This is a genomic window from Streptomyces sp. NPDC018019 (assembly GCF_044327805.1).
Lineage (GTDB): Bacteria > Actinomycetota > Actinomycetes > Streptomycetales > Streptomycetaceae > Streptomyces.
The window spans coordinates 13,666-32,550 of the sequence record NZ_JBIRGD010000027.1 but is presented as its reverse complement, the minus strand read 5'-3'; the positions used below and the strand labels follow the sequence as shown (position 1 = coordinate 32,550).

Sequence of the window (18,885 nt, the reverse complement as noted above, 5' to 3'; positions counted from 1 at the left end):
CTGTGAGCACTTCCCTTCTGCACCGCACCCGCGCCGAGGTCGCCATCGACGCCCCGGCCGCGGCCGTCTACCAGGCGCTGACCGACGTCGGCGGCTGGCCGGTGCTCTATCCCTGGATCGCCCACACCGAGGTGCTGTCCCGGCAGGGCCCGCACGACGAGGTGAAGTTCTGGGCCGTACGGCCGGGCCCCGAGGGCGGGCTGCGCGTCTGGACGTCGCGCCGCACCCTCGACCCGCAGGCGCTGCGCATGGAGTTCGAACAGCAGGGGTCGGTGGGGCCGATCCGGCGGCTCGGCGGCACCTGGGACTTCCTGCCCCGGCCGGACGGCGGCTGCCGGGTGGTGTCCGGGCACTGGTTCGCCACGGACGCCGACCCGGCCGAGACCGCCGACGAGCTGGACCGGCACGGCGCGCGCCAGATGAGCACCCTCAAGGCGCAGACCGAGCGCCCCGCGGCGCTCACGGACGACGTCGTACGGGCCGAGGGCAGCGTGCTGGTCCCCGGCCCGGCTTCCGCCGCGTACGAGCGGCTGCTCGACGCGCTGCCGCCGCGCGCGGACGCGGGCAGCGCCTGGTTCGGCACCGTGGACGGCGTCCCGGCCGTCCAGATCGCGCACGAGGGACGCACCGTCGTGCAGAAGCCCCTCACCCCGCCGGAGCCCGCCCGGCTGTACCGGCGCCGCTGGCGGCTGGCCGAGGAGCCGGGCGGAGTGCGGGTCACCGCGGACGTGCTCGCGGTGGCCACGGACCGCCACGCCGAGGTGCGCGAGCTGGCCGAGGCCGGTGTGCGGGCCGCGCTGGCCCTGGCCGGGACCCGATGACGGGGGCGGAGGACGGTACGGCGGCGGCCCCCGGGGCGGCGGCCGGGACGGAGCGGCGTACGGCCGCTCCGCCGGCGATGGCACCGGCGCCGGAGCGCACCGACGTGTGCGTCGTCGGCGCCGGCCCCGGCGGTCTGACGCTGGCCCTGCTGCTGCTCAGGTCCGGTCTGCGGGTGACCGTCGTGGAGAAGACCCGGTCCCGGGACCGGGAGTTCCGCGGCGAGATCCTGCAGCCGGGCGCGCTGGCGGTCCTCGACCGGCTCGGTGTGCTGGCCGGGGCCCGCGCGCGGGGCTGCCACGAGCACTCCCGGTTCCGGCTGCTGGAGCGCGACCGGGTGCTGCTGGACGTCGACTACCGGACGCTGCCGGCGCCGTACGACCACCTGCTGTCCCTGCCGCAGTCCCATCTGCTGGCGGAACTGCTCGCGCACTGCGCCGCGTTCCCCGGCTTCCGGTACGCCGAGGGCCACCGGGTGGACGGGCTGCTGCGCGACGGCGACGGGCGGGTCACCGGCGTCACGGCCGGCGGCCCGGCCGTGACGGCGCGGATCGTGGTGGGCGCCGACGGCCGGTTCTCCAAGGTCCGCCGGCTGGCGGGCATCGGGGCCGGCCGCACCGAGGCGTTCGACCAGGACGTGCTGTGGTTCAAGCTGCGGCGGCCGGCGGACGGCGGGGCGCCGCCGTCGCGCGACGTGCGGGTGCTGCGGGGCCGGGACAGCAGCCCGGTGCTGGTGTACGGATCGTGGCCGGACCGGGTGCAGATCGGCTGGACGCTGCCGCACCAGGGCTACCGGGACGTCGTGCGGCACGGGCTGGACCACGTCAAGGAGCAACTGGCGCACGCCGTACCGGAGTACGCCGGTCTGATCGACGAGCAGATCACCTCGCTGCGCGACCTGACCCTGCTGGACGTCTTCTCCGGGCGCGCCGAGCGCTGGGCGGCCGACGGCCTGGTGCTGATGGGCGACGCCGCACACACCCACAGCCCGATCGGCGCGCAGGGCATCAACCTCGCCGTGCAGGACGCGGTCGTCCTGCACCCGCTGCTGGTCGAGGCGGTCGCCGCGGACCGGGCGGACGCGGCGTTCCTGAGCCGCTTCGAGGAGCGGCGGGCCCCGGACATCGCCGCGGTGATGCGCCTCCAGGAGATGCAGAGCAAGGCCATGCTGGCGTCCGGCGGGCTGGTGAACCGGGTACGGCCGCGGCTGGCCGCCGTGGTCCGGCACACGCCGGTGTACCGGAAGATCCTGCGGACCGTCGCGTTCGGCAACCCGTCGGTGCGGGTGGCCGAGCACCTGTTCACCGGCTGAGCGCGGACGCACGAAAGGGCGGGCCGGGTCGTTGCGACCCGGCCCGCCCTTCGTGTGCGCTCAGACCGCGACGGCCTCCGCGCGGGCGGAGTCGACCAGCACGGTGAACAGGCCGCCGCGCACCTCGGCGTGGGCCGCCATCGCCTGCGCGTCGGCCGCCATCTCCGGGCTGTTCAGCACCGGCCGGTACGCCGCGGCCCCGCTCCACCAGCCGATGTTGACGTACGCGCCGGCCTCCCGGTCGGAGTGCACCAGCTGGTGGGACAGGAAGCCGTCGTGGCCCTTCACGAAGGCGAGGTGGCCCAGGAAGGACGCTTCGAACGCCTGCCGGTCGGCGCCGTCGCGCAGGGTGAAGGCGGTCAGCGCGACCGCCGCCTCCTCCCCCGGCGCGGCGGCGGTGCCGAGGCCGTCCGCCGCGGTCCGCCCGGCCAGCACCTCGCCGTGCACGCTGGTGATCGCGGCCAGGTAGACGAAGCGGCTGCTGACCGCGGTGAAGAACTGCCAGTCGCCGACCACGGTGCGGTGCGCTTCCGCGTCCCGCCACCAGGTCAGGATGGCGTAGGTGTCGGGCGCGCCGATGCCGCGCAGCAGGGCGGTGCGCAGCAGGCCGTCCTTGGCGGCGACGGTCTTCTTGTACTTGGCGTACGCCTTCTCGAACTCGGCGCCCTTGTCCTTGTGCTTGTCCTTGAGGACGAAGTGCGCGACGGCGACGACGGGCGCGTGGCCCGGGGCCGGGGTGGTCTCGGTCATGGCTGTGCCTTTCGTTGGGTGGTTCCGAAGGGGCGGGACGCTTCAGCGGGACGGGGCCGGCTCCCCGGCCCCGTCCGCGTAGGCGGGTACGTACTTGTCGAGGACGCGGCGGTGGTAGTCCGGGCCGAAGCCGAGCCCGTACACGGTCGGTACGAGCCGGCAGAGCTTGTCGATGGAGACGGGCTGGGCGCCGGAGGCCGCCACGTACGTCTTCTCGGCGCCGGTGCCGAGCAGGCTCTCCATGTGGGCGACGATGTCCTCGATGCGCGGGGCGTGTCCGGAGGCGACGTTGACGACGTCGCGGGTGCGGCCGTCGACGAGCAGCGTGTGCACGATCTTGACGACGTCCTCGACGTCGATCAGGTCGCGCTGCGCGCCCCGGTAGACCCGCAGCCGGCCCGCGACGAGCTGGCGCACCAGTGCGGGCAGCAGCTGGTGGGCGGGCTGGCGGCGGCCCACGACGTGCGAGAGGCGCAGGATCAGGTACTCCACGTCGGAGGACTTGACCACCGCCTCCAGGGCGAGCTTGTGCCGCCCGTACGGGGTGGCCGGGTAGACCGGGCCGTCCTCGCGGCCCGGTGCGGCGCCCGGCACCGAGTACATGCCGGCCGACGCCGTCGAGAAGAACACCAGGCGCTTGCCGTGCTTCTCGCAGTACCGGAGCACCTCGTAGAGCCGCACGGACTCCCGGGTGTACTGCTCGGGCGGGATGTCTCCGGCGGCCGACACACCGGCGGCCAGCGCCACCACATCGGGGTGCTCCGCGCCGATGCCCGCCAGGTGCCCGGCCAGGAACCCCCTGCCGACGATCTCCATGGACTGTGCCAACTCCTTGCGGTGGACGGGGTTCAGGCCGCGGCGGGTCCGGCGGCCCAGGCGGGTATCCGGGTGATCTCCAGGACGGCGGCGGTGATCGTGTAGCCCGCGCCGCCGCCGTAGAGCAGCACCCGGTCGCCGGGCGACAGGGCGCCGGTGAGCAGCAGGTGCTCCAGTCCGGCCGCCCAGTCGCCGGCGCCGACGTGGCCGCTGCGGCGGGCGAAGTCCCAGGTGGTCTCCGACTCGTCGACGCCGAGCAGGTGGTGGATCTGGAAGGGGCCGTCGATCCGGCCGGTGGCGGGGATGACGACGTACGCAATGTCGTCGATCGTCAGGTCCGCGTCGTCGAGCACGGCCTGTTTGGCCTCGTTCATCACCTTGCCGAAGCGGATGTTGGTGAGCGTCTCGTCGGTCCTGGCCTTCTCGGCGTCGCCGCGGGCGGTCAGGTCGATCTGACGCTCGGCGGCCCGGGACACCGGGGCGAACGGCTCGTCGCCGCGGGCCATCGACTCCAGGCCGTTGTCGGCGGCGGTGGCGGTGGCCAGCAGGCGGGCGAAGCCGCCCCGCGCCGAGAGGACGGTGGCGGTGCCGCCGTCGGCGTACGCGTTGCCGTGCCGCAGCCGCCAGCGGTCGGCGCCGGGCCCGCCGAAGCGGTCGGCGGTGGTGACCATGACGGCGCTGCCCGTGCCGTAGCCGGCCTTGAGGTGGGCGGCGGCCAGGTCCAGGGCGCTGACGCCGATGTTGCAGCGCTGCTGCACGTCGAGCGCGGGCACCGCCCTGCCGACGGTGCGTCCCGCGATGTACGAGGCGGCCGGCCAGATGTCCAGGCCCTGGAACCACGTACTGCCGTGCAGCAGCAGGGAGTAGGCGGACCGGTCCAGGCCGGAGCGCTCGTGTGCGCGGCGGGCCGCGGCGACCGCCATGTCCGGCGGTGCCGTCCACGGCTCCCCCGGGCCTTCGCGGGCGATGCGGACGGATTCATAGCCGAAGGCGTCGATCCACTCCTGCCCGCACTCACCCGCCTCGACGGCCTCGCGCACCGGTACCGGATCGGGCAGCCATGTGCCCAGGCCGGCGACATAGATCTCGTCCCAACGCATCCAGGTGCTCCCCTACTCGTCGGTCTCAGCGGTTGTTCGGGCGTACGGCATGGGCCCACCGTCCCGGCCGGCTCTCGAAGCGCACTCGAATACGGCAGGGGAGCCGACGCAGGGACCCGGCGCCGCGCGTCCGGGGCGCGGGCCCCAGGGCGGCTCAAGGGCGGCTCAAGCAGCGGCCGTCACGCTCGGATCCGGCCGAACGGGCGGCAGCTCGCCGCCCCCACCCCTTCCGGAGACCCGTCGTGCGCATCCTGTTCACCGCCCATGCGGGCAAGTCGCATCTGCGTCTGCTGATCCCCCTGGCCCAGGCCGCCGTCCGGGCCGGGCACACCGTCGCCGTCGCCGACGACGCGTCCATGCGCGAGGAGTGCGCGCAGTACGGTCTGGAGTTCTTCCCGGCCGGGTGCGACTGGTCGACCGACCCGTTCTGCGTCGAGGCGATCGCGCTGCCGCTGTTCCAAGGCGACCAGGAGGCGTACGAGGACGGGCTGGTCGACTGTGTGCTCGGCCCGCCCGCACTGCTGGCCGCCCGCGACATCCTGGACGTCGCCGCACACTGGAAACCGGACCTGATCGTGCGCGAGGGCGAGGAGATGGGCGGCTACCTGGCCGCCGAGGCCCTCGGCATCCCGCACGTCGCGGTGGCCGGCGGCTCCACCCACCTGCTGCCGCCCGCCGTGGTGCACGGGCGGCTCAACGCGCTGCGCGCCGAACTCGGCCTGCCCGCCGACCCGGACGACCACACCGCCTACAAGCACCTGCTGGTCAGCTGGCTCCCGCCGCGCTGCACCGGCGACGGCCTGGCGCCGCGCACACTGCGCCACTACCGCCAGACCACCCCGTACCGCAGCGACGACCGGACCCTGCCCTGGCTGGCGGACCTGCCCGAGGACAGACCGCTGGTGTACGCGTCGATCGGCACCATGGCGCCGTCGATGCCGTGGCGCTCCGACGACCTCCTGCACGCCGTGATCGAGGGGCTGTCCGCCACCGACTGCACCGCCGTCGTCTCGATCGGCGTGGGCCGCGACCCGGAGCCGTTCGGGCCGGTCCCCGAGCATGTGCGGCTGGTCACCGAGTGGGTGCCGCAGGACGTGCTCCTGGAGGCCGCCGACGTGTTCGTCACCCACGGCGGCCACAGCAGCATCCGCGAGGGCCTGCGCAGCGGCACCCCGATGCTCGTCACGCCGATGTACGACGACCAGCCGCACTCGGCCGAGCGCTGTGCCGAGGTCGGCTCCGCGCTCAGCCTGCCGAGCTACCTGGCCACCGGCGAGACCGTCGCCGAGGCGCTCGGCACGCTGCTGACCGACCCGTCCTTCCGGCGCCGGGCGGCGGCGGTGCGGCGCGAGATCCTCGCCTGCCCGCCCGTGGAACAGCTGGTCACCGATCTCGAACGACTCGTCGCCGCCGCGGCGGCCCAGGAGGAGACATGCGCGTCCTGCTGACGGCCCTGGTGCCCAGCCACATCGTGCCGATGGTGCCGCTGACCTGGGCGCTGCGCGCGGCCGGGCACCAGGTCCTGGTGGCCGGCGACGCCGAACTGGTGCGGTTCGCCTCGGCCGCGGGCCTGGACACCCGGCTGGTCGGCGCCGGTGACACGATCCGGCAGCGGCTGACCCGGCCGGGCGCGGTCCGGATGCCGGACCGGGCGGCGATGGACCGCCGCGCGGACGGCGAGTGGGACGCGGTCGGCGAGCGCTGGCGCACCCGGCTCGGCGGCTACCTCGGCGACTTCGTCCGGCTCGGCCGGGACTGGGAGCCGGACCTGGTGGTCACCGATCCGGTGGAGTTCGGCGGCCTGGTCGTGGCCAGTGCCCTCGGCGTGCCCGGTGTGGTGCACCGCTGGGGCCCGGACGACTTCACCAGCCCGCTGCTGCGCCGCGCCAAGGAGCAGCTGCACGGGCTGTGCGTCTCGTACGGCGCCGCCGGCTTCCCCGACCCGGCGCTGCTCGTGGACCCGAGCCCCGCCTCGCTGCTGCCCGGCGGTGACAACACCCCCGGTCTGCTGACGCGGTACGTGCCGTACTGCGGTACCGCGGAGCTGCCCGACTGGGCGGTCCGGCGGCCCGCGCGCCCACGGGTGCTGCTGTGCCTGGGCATGTGGCACGGCCGGGTGCTCGCCGAGACCGGTCGACTGCCGCTGGGCTTCCGGCACGTACTGGACGCCTGCACCGAGCAGGGCCTGGACGTGCTCTTCCCGATCGACGCGCAGTACCACCCGGCGCTGGCCGGCATCCCGTCCTCGGTCCAGGTCGTCGACCGCTTCCCGATCGGGCCGGTCATGCGGCACACCACCGTCGCCGTGCACCACGGCGGCAGCGGGACGAGCATGACCTCGTTCGCCTCCGGCGTGCCGCAGCTCGTGCTGCCCGGCGACAAGCCGTTCCTCCAGACCACCGGGCGGCTGGTGGCGGAGTCCGGCGCGGGCGCCGCGCTGGCCACCGAGGACGCGCAGCACGACCCCCGCCTCGTACGCGAAGCCCTCGCGGGCCTCGTCGCCGAGGAGCGCTTCCGCACGGCCGCGCGGCAGGTCCGCGCGGAGATCGCGGGCCTGCCGGGCCCCGCCGAACTGGTCCGCACCTTGGAAGGGCTGATCTGACATGTCTCCACTCACCCAGGAAAGGGAACAGGTGCCATCCCCCATGGCAGAACACCACGGCCCGCCGGCGGTCGTCTTCAAGGGCGTCGTCAAGGAGTACGGGAACGTCCGTGCCGTCGACGGCATCGACCTGACGATCCGCCGTGGGGAGACGGTCGCCCTCCTCGGCCCCAACGGCGCGGGCAAGTCCACGACGATCAACATGCTGCTCGGGCTCTTCCCGCCGGAGCAGGGCACCATCGAGGTCTTCGGCAAGAAGCCGGAACTGGCCATGCGGGCGGGCCACCTGGGCGCCATGCTCCAGGAGGGGAAGATGATCCCCCGGGTGTCGGTGCGCGAGCTGGTCTCCTTCGTACGGCAGACCTACCGCGATCCGCTGCCGCTGGCGGAGATCCTGGAACTGGCCGAACTCACCAAGATCGCCGATCGTAAGGTGGACCGGCTCTCCGGCGGCCAGGCGCAGCGGGTGCGGTTCGCGCTGGCGCTGGCCGGCGACCCGGACCTGGTGGTGCTGGACGAGCCGACCGCCGCCCTGGACGTGGAGTCGCGGCGGGAGCTGTGGGCGGCGATGCGGCGGTACGCCGAGCGCGGCAACACCGTGCTGTTCTCCACCCACTACCTGGAGGAGGCCGACGACAGCGCGGACCGGGTCGTGGTGATCGCGGCCGGGCAGGTGGTGGCCGACGGCACCCCGGGGCAGATCAAGTCCATGATCGAGGGCCGTACGGTCAGCTTCGTGCCGCGCGGCGGCCGGCGCGACGACTTCGCGCTGCTGCCGGGCGTCGGCTCCGTGGAGTTCCACGGCGGCCGGGTCCACCTGCGCAGCAGCGACTCGGACGCGACCGTGCACGCGCTGTCGCGCGCCGACGCCTTCACCGACCTGGAGGTCTCCGGCGTCGGCCTGGAGGAAGCCTTCATCGCGCTGACCCACCGGTCGCGCCACGAGCCCGCGCCGGAAGGACGGACCCACTGATGCTCGGTTACATCCGCCTCGAAATCCTGCGGCTGGTCCGCAACGGCGGCTACCTGATGATGAGCCTGATCATGCCGGTCGGCCTCTACGTCACCCTAGCGGGCGGCGGCCCGGACCAGGAGTCGCTGGTGCGGGCGATGGTGGGGGCCGCGGCGTTCGGCGCGCTGGGCGTGGTCATCACCAACGGCACCGGCATCGCCGAGGACCGGGCGCTGGGCTGGCTGCGCCAGCTGCGGCTCACCCCGCTCTCGCCCGTCCAGGTCGTGGTCGCGCGCGGCGCGGTCGCCACCTGCCTGGGCATCCTGCCGATCGTGGTCATCGGTCTGATCGGCCGGTTCTACCGGGGCATCGACCTGCCGCTGGGCACCTGGCTGGAGATCTTCCTGCTGCTGTGGGTCGGCATCGCGCCGCTGGCCATGCTCGGCATCGGCATCGGCTACCTCTTCAAGGCCCAGCTCGCGCAGATCGCCGGCACCGTCTGCTACCTGTCGCTGACGCTGCTCGGCGGGCTGATGATGCCGACCGAGAGCCTGCCGGAGTGGCTGCAGCCGATCTCGCAGGAGACGCCGGTCTACCGCTACGCCGAACTGTCGTGGCACGCGGCCGACCACACCGCGCCGAGCGCCATCGGCCTGGGCGTGCTCGCGCTGTGGACGGCGCTGCTCGCGGCGTTCGCCGCGTTCGCCTACCGCAGGGGCGGCCGCCGCGCCTGAGTCCGCGTCACACACCGGTGCCCGTGGGGGGCCTCCCCCCCGCGGGCACTTTCGCGTTCCTGGCGCACGCGAGCCGCATTCGAGCGGCCGGCCGCACTGTGTCCCTGCTTTCCCTGCCACTGGCCGTACGCGGAAGAGTGAGGCTACTGCATGCGCGTGTTGTTCGTGGGTCACGGCCCGGCCCATGTCCCCTGGATCGTCCCGCTCGCCTGGGCCTGCCGGCTCGCGGGGCACGACGTACGGGTGGCGGTGCGGCCCCAGTGCGTGGCGCCGGTCACCCGGGCCGGACTGGTGGCCGTACCGGTCGGCGACGAGGCGGCGGCGGGCGCTGCCGCCCGACGGCAACTCGCTCTGGGGCCGGGCCGGTTGCAGGATTCCGGTGCCTCGGCGACGGCGCTCGACGCGGACCTGGCCGAGGCGCTGACCGAGAAGATGATCGCGGTCGCCGACACCCTCACCGACGACCTGGTGGCCTTCGCCCGGTTCTGGCGCCCGGACATCGTGGTGCACGACACCGCTGCCGCCGCCGGTCCGGTGGCCGCCGCGGTCCTCAAGGTGCCGGCGGTGGGGCACACCTGGGGCGTGTCGCTGGGCGTGCACTGCGAGCGGGCGGCGGAGCTGCGCCCGTCCTACGCCCGGCTCTTCGAGCGGTTCGGCGTCGAGCCACTGGTGGGCCCCTCGGTGTGGATCGACCCGTGCCCGCCGGGCCTGCGCCCGCCGCACGGGGTGCGCCGGGCCGACATGCGGTACGTGCCGTTCGCGGGCCCCGCCGAAGTGCCGTCCTGGCTGCGCGCGCCGCGCCCCGGCGGCCGTCCGCTGGTCTGCGTCACCGGAGGTGTTACCACGTCGGCACTGGACGAGGTGCGCGACCAGGTGGTCGGCGCGCTGCGCGAGCAGGGCGCCGAGGTGGTCCTCGCGGTCACCGCCGAGCAGGCCCGGACCACCGGCCCGCTGCCGGACGGTGTGCGGCTGGTGGCGTCGTTCCCGCTGGACGTGCTGCTCGCGCACTGCGACGCGCTGGTGCACCACGGCGGCGTCGGCAGCGGCCTGATCGCCGTCACCCGCGGTCTGCCGCAGCTGCTCCTCCCCCGCAACGCCTTCCAGGAGCACTGGGCCCATCTGGTGCGCGCGTCCGGCGCGGGCGACGCGCTGCCCGCCGGTGCCACCGGGGACGCGGTCGGCACCGCCGTACACGGCCTGCTGGCCCGGCCCTCCTACCGGGAGCGGGCCGCGGCGCTGCGCGACGAGATCGACCGGATGCCCGCCCCCGACCGGCTCGTGGGCTTCCTGGAGGACTGCGTACGGGCCGGTCACACGGACGTTTCCACACCGGAGAAGGCGAGCAGATGACCGTACTCCTCGAACCCGCCCCGGACACCGCGCCGTTCGTGCGGGGCACCACCATGCACGGCCTCTTCCAGGACGCGGCCCGCCGATTCCCCGGCGCGACCGCCCTGGTCCACGGCGATGTCCGGGTCGGCTACCGCGAGCTGGACGCGGCCTCCGACGGGTACGCGGCACTGCTCCAGGCGCGCGGGGTGCGCCGCGGCGACCTGGTGCCGGTGCTCATGGAGCGCGGGACGCCCCTGATCGCGGTGCTGCTGGCGCTCTTCAAGTGCGGTGCCGCGTACTCGTACCTGGACCCGCGGTGGCCCGCCGACCGCATCGCCGGGCACCTCGCCCTGCTGGACGCGCGGCTGCTGGTGACCACCGCCGACGGCGCCTGGCCGGTGCCCGTCTGGGCGCCGCCCGCCGAGGACCTGGCCGTGACCGCCGCGCGCGGGCTGCGCCCGGAGCCGGTCGAGGTGACCGGTGCCGACGCCTGCTCGGTCTTCTTCACCTCGGGCTCCACCGGTACGCCCAAGGGCGTGGTCGCCGCCCACGAGAACGCGGTGCGGCTCTTCGACACCGACACCTTCGCCCGGTTCGGCCCCGGCACGGTCATGCCGCAGACCGCTCCCCCGACCTGGGACGGCTTCACGCTGGACTGCTGGAGCGTGCTGCTGACCGGCGGGACGACGGTGCTGCTCGACGAGCAGGTGCTGCTGCCGCGCACACTGCGCGCGCTGATCGCCGAGGCGGGCGTCAACGCGGCCTTCCTGACGACCCAGTTGTTCAACATGCTGGTCACCACCGATGTGACGGCCTTCGCCGGGATGGCGTGGGTGGCCATCGGCGGTGAGCGGGCCGCGCCCGCGCGGGTCCGGGCCTTCCTCGACGCACACCCCGGCACCGAGCTGATCAACGTGTACGGGCCGGTCGAGTGCGGCGCGCTGGTCACCGCGCACGCGGTACGGCCGGAGGACTGCGACGACCCGGCGGGCGTCCCGCTGGGCACGGCGCTGCCGCACACCGACGTGCTGGTCCTGGACGGTACGCGGGTGTGCGCCCCGGGCGAGACCGGCGAACTGTGCCTGGGCGGGCCGGGGCTGGCGCGCGGCTACCTGGGCCGCCCGGACCTGACGGATGCCGCGTTCGTGACGGCCGAGGTGGACGGCGTACGGCGGCGTCTGTACCGCACCGGCGACCTGGGGCACCGGACCGCCGAGGGTGTCCACCACTACGCCGGGCGGGCCGACCGGCAGATCAAGGTGCGCGGGCACCGGATCGAGCCCGCGGAGGTGGAGCGGGCGGCCGAGCGGGTCGCCGGGGTCACCGGCGCGGCGGTGCTGCCGGTACCGCGGCCCGACGGCGCGTACCACGGCCTGGCGCTGTTCTACACGCGCGGCGGTACGGCGGGGCCCGGCCCCGACGCGCTCCGCACCCGCCTGGCGGAACGGCTGCCGGAGTACCTGGTGCCGCGCCGCGTCCAGCTCCTCGACCGCTTCCCGCAGCTGGCCAACGGCAAGATCGACCGGGCGGCGCTGGGCGACCGCGTCCGCCCGGAGCAGGAGCGCCCCGAACGGCCCGCCGAGACCTTCGACGGCACCGCGGCCGTGGTCGCCGCCGCGTTCCGCGCCGTCCTGGACGGCTGCCCCGTCACGGCCGACGCGTCCTTCTTTGAACTGGGCGGCAGCTCGCTGGACGCGGCGCGGCTGTGCCAGCACCTCGACTCCGCGCTGGGCGCCGCCGTCCAGCCCTCGCAGATCTTCCGCACGCCGACCGTGCGCGGGCTCGCGGCCTGGCTGGACGCCACCGCGCCCGACGCCGCGGCCGGCACCGGACCGGTGCCGGGCCTCCGCCCCGGCGAGGTCCTGCTGCCACCCGAACAGGCCGGGTTCCTCTTCGCGGGCGCCCACGACACGGAGGGCCTGGGCGGCCTCTGCCGGGTGACCTGGTGGATCGAGGGCGCGCTCGACCTCGACGTACTGGAACGGGCCGTCGGCGACGTGCACCGGCGCCACCAGGCGCTGCACGCCCGGTACTTGATCCGGGACAACGAGACCGGGTACGCCGTGGTGCCGGACGACCCGGGAGCGGCGGAGCTGATCCGGCTGCCCGACGCACCGGACGGGCCGGCCGCCGTCACCGCCTGGCTGACGGCCGCGCTCCGGCCGCTGGCGGTGCGCGACGGGCGGGTGTGGCGGTGCGCCGCCGTGCGCGACACCACCACTGGACGCACCCTGTTCGGCCTGGTCGTCCATCACGTGGCCTTCGACGGCGCGTCCGAGACGGTGCTCGCCGCCGACCTCGGCCTCGCCTACGCCGCACGCCTGGCGGGCCGTGTGCCCCGGTTCCCGGCCCCTGCCGCCACCCTCGCGGACGTGGCCGCCGACCACCGGCGGGTGCTCGCCCGGGTGGACCTGGCGGCCCAGCACACCTACTGGGAGGAGCACCTGGAGCTCCAGGAGGCCCTGGAGCTGCCCGGCCGCACCGACACCGACCACAACGCCGGGCCGGGGCACTCCCGTTCGGCCGTGGTGTCCGCCGCCGGCATCGCCCCCTGGGACGAGCGGGCGCGGGCGCTCGGCACCACCCGGTTCGCGGTGCTCGCCGCGCTGTTCGGGCTCGTCCTGCGCGAGCTGAGCGGCCAGGCGGACATCGCGGTCAAGGTGCCGGTGGCCCGCCGGGGCAGCGGTGTGCTGGCCACCGCGGTCAGCTGCCGCGTCGACCTGCTGTACCTGCGCTTCTGGCCGCCGCACCAGGACGCGGCGCCGGACGGCGGCCTGCTGGCGCAGGCGGTGGCGAACGTGGACGACGCGCTCGCCGCGCAGGAGACCGGCGGCGCCACCCTGGCCCGCACCCTGGTGCTGACCGGCGGCGGCGAGGCGCTGCGCCCGATGCCCAGCTTCCTCATGCAGGACGACCCCGACCCCCGGCTCGACCTGCCGGGCTGCTCCAGCGCGGTGTCGCGGATCGGCAGCCCGTCGATGTTCACCGAACTGGAGCTGGACGTGCGCCCGGTGCCGGACGGCTTCGCGGTCACCGCGTCCGTACGCACCGACCGGCTGCCCGCCGCGACCGCCGAACGGGTCGTGACCGCCTACGCCGAAGCCGTCCGCCGGGGCCCGGCCGCGTACGGCGCGGACGGCTCGCGTGCCGCCCGTACCGCGCCCGCCGCCGGCGCCCCGCTTTCGACCGTATCCATCCCGTCCGAGGACACCCGATGCGCGTACTGATCCTGAGCAGTCCCGAATCCACCCACTTCACCTGCATGGTGCCGCTCGCCTGGGCGCTGCGCGGCGCCGGGCACGAGGTGCTGGTCGCCGGCCAGCCCGACATCGTGCCGACGGCCCGTTCGGCGGGCCTGAACACCGTCACGGTGGGCCGGCAGTTCTTCGGCAAGGACCTGCTGACCCCGCCGCTGCCGCCCGGCAAGCGGCCCATCGAGGTGGTCGGCCCGCTCACGCCCGAGATGACGCTGATCGGCTCGCGGGTGTGGGTGCTGCACTCCCGCTACCTGGCGCCGCGCTACCTGGAGGTGGCCCGGCGGTTCCGGCCCGACCTCGTGGTGTCGGAGATCTTCGACTGGGCCGCGTGCCTGGTCGGCGGGGCCCTGAAGATCCCGGTCGTCTCGCACCGCTGGGGCGTGGACCCGATGAGCCACCTGATGCGCTCGACCGCGGAGGACCTGCTGCGCGGCGCCGCCGAACGGCTCGGCATCGAGGGCGGCCTGCCCGTGCCGGACGTGCTGCTCGACCCGGCGCCGCCCGAACTGCTGGTGCCGGGCGCACCGGCCGGCACCCCGGTCCGGCACGTCCCGTTCAACGGCACCGGTCCGGTGCCCGCCTGGCTGCGCGAGCGGGGCGGGCGGCCCCGGGTCTGCGTCTCGATGGGCCGCCAGACCATCGCGCTCGGCGGGCTGCCGATGTTCCGGGGCATCATCGAGGCGTTCGGCGCCCTGCCGGAGACCGAAGCCGTCATGACGGTGCAGGAGGAGTTCCTCGGCGGCCTGGGCACCCTGCCCGCCAACGTGACGGTCGTACCGCCGACACCGCTCAGCGGCTTCCTGCACACCTGTGACGCGGTGGTCTCCCACGGCGGCGCCAACACCCTGCTCACGGTGGCCGGGGCGGGGGTGCCGCAGCTGATCATGCCGCAGCTGGTGGACCAGTTCCAGGGCGGCGAGCTGCTCGCCGCCGCCGGTGCCGGGCTGACCCTGGCCACCGCCGACGAACAGAACGCCCCGGAGTCGATCACCGAGGCGGTCCGCACCCTGCTCGCCGAGGAGCGCTTCGCCGAAGGCGCGCGCGAGCTGGCCGCGTCCATGGCCGCCATGCCGAGCCCCGCCGCCGTCGTCCGAGACCTGGAGACCCTCCGATGCGCGTACTGACCGTCAGCAGCCCCGCCGAGACCCACTTCCTGCCCCTGCTGCCCCTGTTGCGGGAACTCGCCGCCGCCGGGCACGACGTGCTCGTCACCGGGCAGCCGGACGTCACCGGGCCCGCCGCGGCGGCCGGGTTCGACACCGTCCCCTTCGGCGACCCGTTCCACGCCCTCGACCTGCGCCGGGGCGGCCTGCCCGCGGGACTGCGGCCCATCGAGGCGACCGGCCGGCCGCCCGCCCGGCAGATCGACGGCGCGGCCCAGATGTGGCGCAACCACGCGCCGTACTTCCTGCCCGACTACCTGGAACTCGCCCGCGAGTGGCGTGCCGACCTGGTGCTGTCCGACCACATGGACTACACGGGCGCGGTCATCGGCAAGGTGCTGGGCGTCCCGAGCGTCTGGCACCGCTGGGGCGTCAACCCGACGAGTACGTTCATGCTCGGCCAGACCCGGATGTGGCTCGGCCCGCTCTGCGAACGGCTCGGTCTCGCCGCCGTGCCCGTCCCCGACCTGGTCCTCGACCCGGCGCCGCCCGCGCTGGCGAGCACCGAGGCGCCGCCCGCCCGGCCGGTACGGCCCGAGCCGCACACCGGCGGCGGCACCCCGTGGACGTACACCACGCCGCCGGGGCGCCGGGTCGCGGTGGCCCTCGGCGGGCACACCCTCGACCTCGGCGGCGCGCCGCTGCTGCGCCGCGTCGTGGACGCGCTGGCCGCGGCCGGTGCGGTGGAGGCGGCCGTCTCCGCGGCTCCGGAACACCGGGCCGCAGTCGGCCCGCTGCCCGCGGGCATGACGTACACCTCCCGCACGGCGCCGGGGCTGCTCTTCCCTGGCGCCGACCTGGTGGTGCACCACGGCGGGGCGGGCTCCACGCTGGCGGCCGCCGCGCTCGGCGTACCGCAGCTGGTGCTCCCCCAGCTCGGGGACGCGTTCGTGGCGGGCGACCGGGTCGCCGCCGCGGGCGCCGGGATCACCCTGGACTCCGCCGAGGCGCAGAACAGCGACGGACGGCTGGCCGGCGCGCTCGCCGGCCTGCTCACCGGTCCCGCGTACCGGACCGCCGCCGGACGGCTGCGCGCGGAGGTCGCCGCCATGCCGTCGGCCGCCGAGACGGTGGCCGTACTGGAAGAGCTGACGGCCCGTCAGGCGGTGGCGCGATGAGCGCGACGACTACGGAGACGCCCGGGAAGGCCGCCACTCCCGCCAAAGAGAAGAAGCCCAACCCGTACGGCATGACCGACATCCAGGTGCTGGTCTTCATCGTGTGCGCGATGGGGACCATGGGCCTGGCCCTGCTGGACGGCTCGATCATCTCCTCGGCGGTGCTGCCGATCGTGCGGGACCTCGACCCGGCGCACGGCATCGAGCGGTTCCCCTGGCTGATCACCGCGTACCTGCTCGCCGCCACGGCGGCCCAGCCGCTGTACGGCCGGCTCAGCGACAGCTTCGGGCCGCGGCGCATCTACCTCGCCGCACTCGCCACCTTCCTCGCCGGGTCCGGCCTGTGCGCGGTGGCCGGCAGCCTCACCCAGCTGATCGTCTTCCGTGCGGTGCAGGGCCTCGGCGGTGGCGGGCTGATGAGCATGACGCTGATCGTCATCGCGACGCTCTACCCGCCCACGTCCCGCGCCGGGCGCTCGAACACGGGCGGCGCGCTGATCGCGGCCGGTCTCGTCGCGGGCCCGATGATCGGCGGCCCGATCAGCCAGGAACTGTCCTGGCGCGGCATCTTCTGGCTCAACGTGCCGCTGGCGGGCCTGGCGCTCGCCGGCATCGGCTGGGCGCTGCGGCTGCCGGTCAGGGGCACCCGGCAGCGGGTCGACGTGCTCGGTTCGGTGCTGATCGCGGGCGCCGCCTGCGCGCTGCTGCTGGGCGTCAAGGCGTTCGGCGAGCAGCGCTCCCTCTCCGGTCCGGTGCTGCCGTACTTCTACGGCACCGCGCTGATGGCCGGGGGCTTCGTGGCGCGCCAGCTGAAGGCCGCGGACCCGCTGATGCCGCTCGCCCTCTTCAAGGACCGGGTCTTCCGGCCCGCCGCCATCCTCCAGTTCACCGGCGGCTTCGCGCTGCTGTCGCTGCCGGTGTTCCTCGTCAACCACCTGAACATCGTGCGGGGCGTGGACCTCGACGCGGTCGGTCTGCACCTGCTCCCGCTCGCGCTCGGCGTGGTGCTGGTCTTCGCGGGCTGGGGGAAGGTGATCAACCGTACCGGCCGGTGCAAGGCCGTCCTGGTCACCACCACGGCCACCGCCGCCACCGCCACCGCGCTGCTGGGCCTCACCGCGGCCGACGCGCCCGTCTGGCAGCTCGACGCGCTGCTCCTGCTGCTCGGCGTCGGGCTGGGCGGCGTGACGCAGATCGCCCTGTTCATGACCCAGTCGGCCGCGCCCGCGGACCAGTTGGGCGTGGTCACCACCACGTCCCGGTTCGCCACGATGCTCGGCTCCACCATCGGCGGCACGGTGCTCGGTGTCGTGCTCAGCACGCGGTTCGCCGCGGTGGCCGGGGACGCGGGGGTCGGCGACCCGGACGCCGCCGCGGCCCGGCTCGCCGGGCTGGACCCGGCCCCGCGCCGCATCGTCACCGACGCCTTCGCGGACGCCACCGGGGCCGTCCTGCTGACCTCGTCGGCGCTGCTGCTGGTGGCGCTGCTGACGGCCCTGCTGATGAAGGACGTCAACGTCCATGACGCCGCGCCCGCGGCGGCCCCGCACACCGCCCCCGGCCCCGGGACCGATCCCGCCGTACCCGACCACCCCTCCCAGGAAGACGACCATGCGCGTACTGATGCTGAGCACCCCCTTCCCCACCCACTTCACCCCGATGGTTCCGCTGGCCTGGGCGCTCCAGGGCGCGGGACACGAGGTGACGGTCGCGGCGCAGCCTGACGTCACCGACGCGGCCCGGGCCGCCGGGATCTCCGCCGTGGACATCGGCGACCGGTTCCACGGCCTGGACGTCCTGCTGCGCCATCTGCCGCCCGGCAAGCGCCCGCTGGAACTGATGGGGCCGACCCCGCCGGAGAAGATGGCGGGCGCCACGAAGCTGTGGGAGACGCACGCCCGCTACCTGCTGAGCGCCTACCTGGAGTTCGCCCGCGGGTGGCGGCCCGACCTGATCGTCTCCGAGCAGATGGAACTGGCCGGCCAGCTCGTCGCCGGCGCCCTCGGCGTCCCCTGCGTCCAGCACCGCTGGGGCGTCGACCCGCTCAGCGGCCCGTCCCGGGCCTCGGCCCGCAACTTCCTGCACGGCGCCGCCACCCGGCTCGGCCTGGCCGGGCTGCCCGACCCCGACCTGCTGCTCGACCCGTGCCCGCCCGCGCTGCGCCACCCGAGCGCGGCGCCGGGCGCGCCCATCGGCTACGTGCCGTTCAACGGCGCCGGCACCGCGCCGGAGTGGCTGCGCACACCCCCGGCCGAGGGGGTGCGCCGGGTGGCGGTGTGCCTCGGCCGCCAGACGCTGGTCCTCAACGGGACCGGCCTGTTCCGCTCGATCATCGCGGCCTTCGACGGACTGGCGGACGTGGAGGCGGTGGTCACCGCCGACCCGGACTTCCACGCGGGCTTCGGCGAGGTGCCCGGCAACGTGCGGGTGGTGGAGCCGGTGCCCCTCAACCTCTTCCTGCGCGACTGCGACGCCGTCGTGCACCACGGCGGCGCCAACACGACGATGACGGCCTGCGCGTTCGGCCTGCCGCAGGTGGTGCTGCCGCAACTGGTCGACCAGTTCGCCTCCGCCGAGCACCTGGAGAAGGCCGGCGCCGCGCGCGCCCTCCCGGAGGCCGCGCCGCAGAACGACCCGGCGCGGGTGCGCGAGGCGCTCCGGGACGTCCTGGCGGACCCGCGGTACGCGCAGGGCGCGGCCGGGCTGCGCGCGGACATGGCCGCGATGCCGAGCCCGGCCCGCGTCGTGGAGGACCTGGAGCGCCTGGCCGCCCGCTGACGCCGCTCGTACGAAAGGAGCCCCCGGCCTTCCCGGCCGGGGGCTCCTTCGGTGTACGGGCCGTTCAGCGGCGGCGCTTCTTCAGCGCGTCACCGCCGAACTTCATGATCAGGCAGGCGACGACGGTGATGCCGAGTCCGATGAAGAGGTGG

Annotated in this window: 15 protein-coding genes; 12 read left to right on the top strand and 3 right to left on the bottom strand. The window is 74.9% G+C overall.

From position 1 onward, the window contains the following. Nucleotides 1-2 precede the first annotated feature (2 nt). Nucleotides 3-821, top strand: coding sequence for an SRPBCC family protein (locus ACH4FX_RS33730; RefSeq protein WP_398485251.1), 819 nt, complete (start codon nucleotides 3-5; stop codon nucleotides 819-821). Continuing rightward, entirely contained in the window at nucleotides 818-2,131 is a 1,314-nt protein-coding gene (locus ACH4FX_RS33725) for an FAD-dependent monooxygenase (RefSeq protein WP_398485250.1), read from the top strand. The genes ACH4FX_RS33730 and ACH4FX_RS33725 overlap by 4 nt, the downstream gene beginning before the upstream one ends. A 60-nt stretch (nucleotides 2,132-2,191) precedes the next feature. Here the strand turns inward: ACH4FX_RS33725 and ACH4FX_RS33720 are convergent, their stop codons facing one another. Genes ACH4FX_RS33720 through ACH4FX_RS33710 form a run of 3 tightly spaced genes read right to left on the bottom strand, consistent with a single transcriptional unit; the run spans nucleotide 2,192 to nucleotide 4,797 of the window. Next, the gene (locus tag ACH4FX_RS33720; protein ID WP_398485249.1) at nucleotides 2,192-2,881 is read right to left on the bottom strand and encodes an antibiotic biosynthesis monooxygenase; all 690 of its coding nucleotides are present in this window, start codon (nucleotides 2,879-2,881) and stop codon (nucleotides 2,192-2,194) included. 42 nt (nucleotides 2,882-2,923) lie between these two features. Continuing rightward, nucleotides 2,924-3,697: an NAD-dependent epimerase/dehydratase family protein gene (locus tag ACH4FX_RS33715; RefSeq protein WP_398485248.1), complete on the bottom strand. Its 774-nt coding sequence runs from the start codon at nucleotides 3,695-3,697 to the stop codon at nucleotides 2,924-2,926. 32 nt (nucleotides 3,698-3,729) lie between these two features. After that, on the bottom strand, nucleotides 3,730-4,797 hold the full coding sequence (locus ACH4FX_RS33710) for a ketoacyl-ACP synthase III family protein (protein WP_398485247.1): 1,068 nt from the start codon (nucleotides 4,795-4,797) through the stop codon (nucleotides 3,730-3,732). 242 nt (nucleotides 4,798-5,039) lie between these two features. Between ACH4FX_RS33710 and ACH4FX_RS33705 the strand changes: the two genes are divergently transcribed. The 10 genes from ACH4FX_RS33705 to ACH4FX_RS33660 all read left to right on the top strand — a co-directional run bounded on the left by ACH4FX_RS33705 (nucleotide 5,040) and on the right by ACH4FX_RS33660 (nucleotide 18,733). After that, a complete protein-coding gene (locus ACH4FX_RS33705; RefSeq protein WP_398485246.1) occupies nucleotides 5,040-6,245 on the top strand; it encodes a glycosyltransferase in 1,206 nt (401 codons plus the stop codon). Continuing rightward, nucleotides 6,230-7,399 (top strand): nucleotide disphospho-sugar-binding domain-containing protein, encoded by a 1,170-nt coding sequence (locus tag ACH4FX_RS33700; RefSeq protein ID WP_398485245.1) that lies wholly within the window; start codon nucleotides 6,230-6,232, stop codon nucleotides 7,397-7,399. Before ACH4FX_RS33705 ends, ACH4FX_RS33700 begins: the two co-directional genes overlap by 16 nt. Before the next feature lie 43 nt (nucleotides 7,400-7,442). Beyond that, on the top strand, nucleotides 7,443-8,372 hold the full coding sequence (locus ACH4FX_RS33695) for an ABC transporter ATP-binding protein (protein WP_398485244.1): 930 nt from the start codon (nucleotides 7,443-7,445) through the stop codon (nucleotides 8,370-8,372). After that, entirely contained in the window at nucleotides 8,372-9,085 is a 714-nt protein-coding gene (locus ACH4FX_RS33690; protein ID WP_398485243.1) for an ABC transporter permease, read from the top strand. The genes ACH4FX_RS33695 and ACH4FX_RS33690 overlap by 1 nt, the downstream gene beginning before the upstream one ends. Nucleotides 9,086-9,235: 150 nt before the next feature. Continuing rightward, the gene (locus tag ACH4FX_RS33685; RefSeq protein ID WP_398485242.1) at nucleotides 9,236-10,435 is read left to right on the top strand and encodes a nucleotide disphospho-sugar-binding domain-containing protein; all 1,200 of its coding nucleotides are present in this window, start codon (nucleotides 9,236-9,238) and stop codon (nucleotides 10,433-10,435) included. Beyond that, nucleotides 10,432-13,644, top strand: a complete 3,213-nt coding sequence (locus ACH4FX_RS33680) for an amino acid adenylation domain-containing protein (protein WP_398485241.1) — start codon at nucleotides 10,432-10,434, stop codon at nucleotides 13,642-13,644. Before ACH4FX_RS33685 ends, ACH4FX_RS33680 begins: the two co-directional genes overlap by 4 nt. Then, nucleotides 13,632-14,798 carry a nucleotide disphospho-sugar-binding domain-containing protein gene (locus tag ACH4FX_RS33675; protein ID WP_398485240.1) on the top strand — a complete coding sequence of 389 codons (1,167 nt, stop codon included), beginning with the start codon at nucleotides 13,632-13,634 and terminating at the stop codon, nucleotides 14,796-14,798. The genes ACH4FX_RS33680 and ACH4FX_RS33675 overlap by 13 nt, the downstream gene beginning before the upstream one ends. After that, entirely contained in the window at nucleotides 14,786-15,955 is a 1,170-nt protein-coding gene (locus tag ACH4FX_RS33670; RefSeq protein ID WP_398485239.1) for a nucleotide disphospho-sugar-binding domain-containing protein, read from the top strand. The genes ACH4FX_RS33675 and ACH4FX_RS33670 overlap by 13 nt, the downstream gene beginning before the upstream one ends. Beyond that, nucleotides 15,952-17,679: an MFS transporter gene (locus ACH4FX_RS33665; RefSeq protein ID WP_398485238.1), complete on the top strand. Its 1,728-nt coding sequence runs from the start codon at nucleotides 15,952-15,954 to the stop codon at nucleotides 17,677-17,679. The genes ACH4FX_RS33670 and ACH4FX_RS33665 overlap by 4 nt, the downstream gene beginning before the upstream one ends. After that, on the top strand, nucleotides 17,567-18,733 hold the full coding sequence (locus tag ACH4FX_RS33660; protein ID WP_398485237.1) for a nucleotide disphospho-sugar-binding domain-containing protein: 1,167 nt from the start codon (nucleotides 17,567-17,569) through the stop codon (nucleotides 18,731-18,733). The genes ACH4FX_RS33665 and ACH4FX_RS33660 overlap by 113 nt, the downstream gene beginning before the upstream one ends. The last annotated feature ends 152 nt before the right edge of the window (nucleotides 18,734-18,885 follow it).

Bases quoted from the DNA above. Each gene is read 5' to 3' on its own strand.
- ACH4FX_RS33670 (WP_398485239.1), top strand. From the start codon at position 14,786: ATGCGCGTACTGACCGTCAGCAGCCCCGCCGAGACCCACTTCCTGCCC.
- ACH4FX_RS33685 (WP_398485242.1), top strand. From the start codon at position 9,236: ATGCGCGTGTTGTTCGTGGGTCACGGCCCGGCCCATGTCCCCTGGATC.
- ACH4FX_RS33660 (WP_398485237.1), top strand. From the start codon at position 17,567: ATGCGCGTACTGATGCTGAGCACCCCCTTCCCCACCCACTTCACCCCG.
- ACH4FX_RS33700 (WP_398485245.1), top strand. From the start codon at position 6,230: ATGCGCGTCCTGCTGACGGCCCTGGTGCCCAGCCACATCGTGCCGATG.
- ACH4FX_RS33695 (WP_398485244.1), top strand. From the start codon at position 7,443: ATGGCAGAACACCACGGCCCGCCGGCGGTCGTCTTCAAGGGCGTCGTC.
- ACH4FX_RS33690 (WP_398485243.1), top strand. From the start codon at position 8,372: ATGCTCGGTTACATCCGCCTCGAAATCCTGCGGCTGGTCCGCAACGGC.
- ACH4FX_RS33665 (WP_398485238.1), top strand. From the start codon at position 15,952: ATGAGCGCGACGACTACGGAGACGCCCGGGAAGGCCGCCACTCCCGCC.
- ACH4FX_RS33675 (WP_398485240.1), top strand. From the start codon at position 13,632: ATGCGCGTACTGATCCTGAGCAGTCCCGAATCCACCCACTTCACCTGC.
- ACH4FX_RS33710 (WP_398485247.1), bottom strand. From the start codon at position 4,797: ATGCGTTGGGACGAGATCTATGTCGCCGGCCTGGGCACATGGCTGCCC.
- ACH4FX_RS33715 (WP_398485248.1), bottom strand. From the start codon at position 3,697: ATGGAGATCGTCGGCAGGGGGTTCCTGGCCGGGCACCTGGCGGGCATC.
- ACH4FX_RS33725 (WP_398485250.1), top strand. From the start codon at position 818: ATGACGGGGGCGGAGGACGGTACGGCGGCGGCCCCCGGGGCGGCGGCC.
- ACH4FX_RS33680 (WP_398485241.1), top strand. From the start codon at position 10,432: ATGACCGTACTCCTCGAACCCGCCCCGGACACCGCGCCGTTCGTGCGG.
- ACH4FX_RS33720 (WP_398485249.1), bottom strand. From the start codon at position 2,881: ATGACCGAGACCACCCCGGCCCCGGGCCACGCGCCCGTCGTCGCCGTC.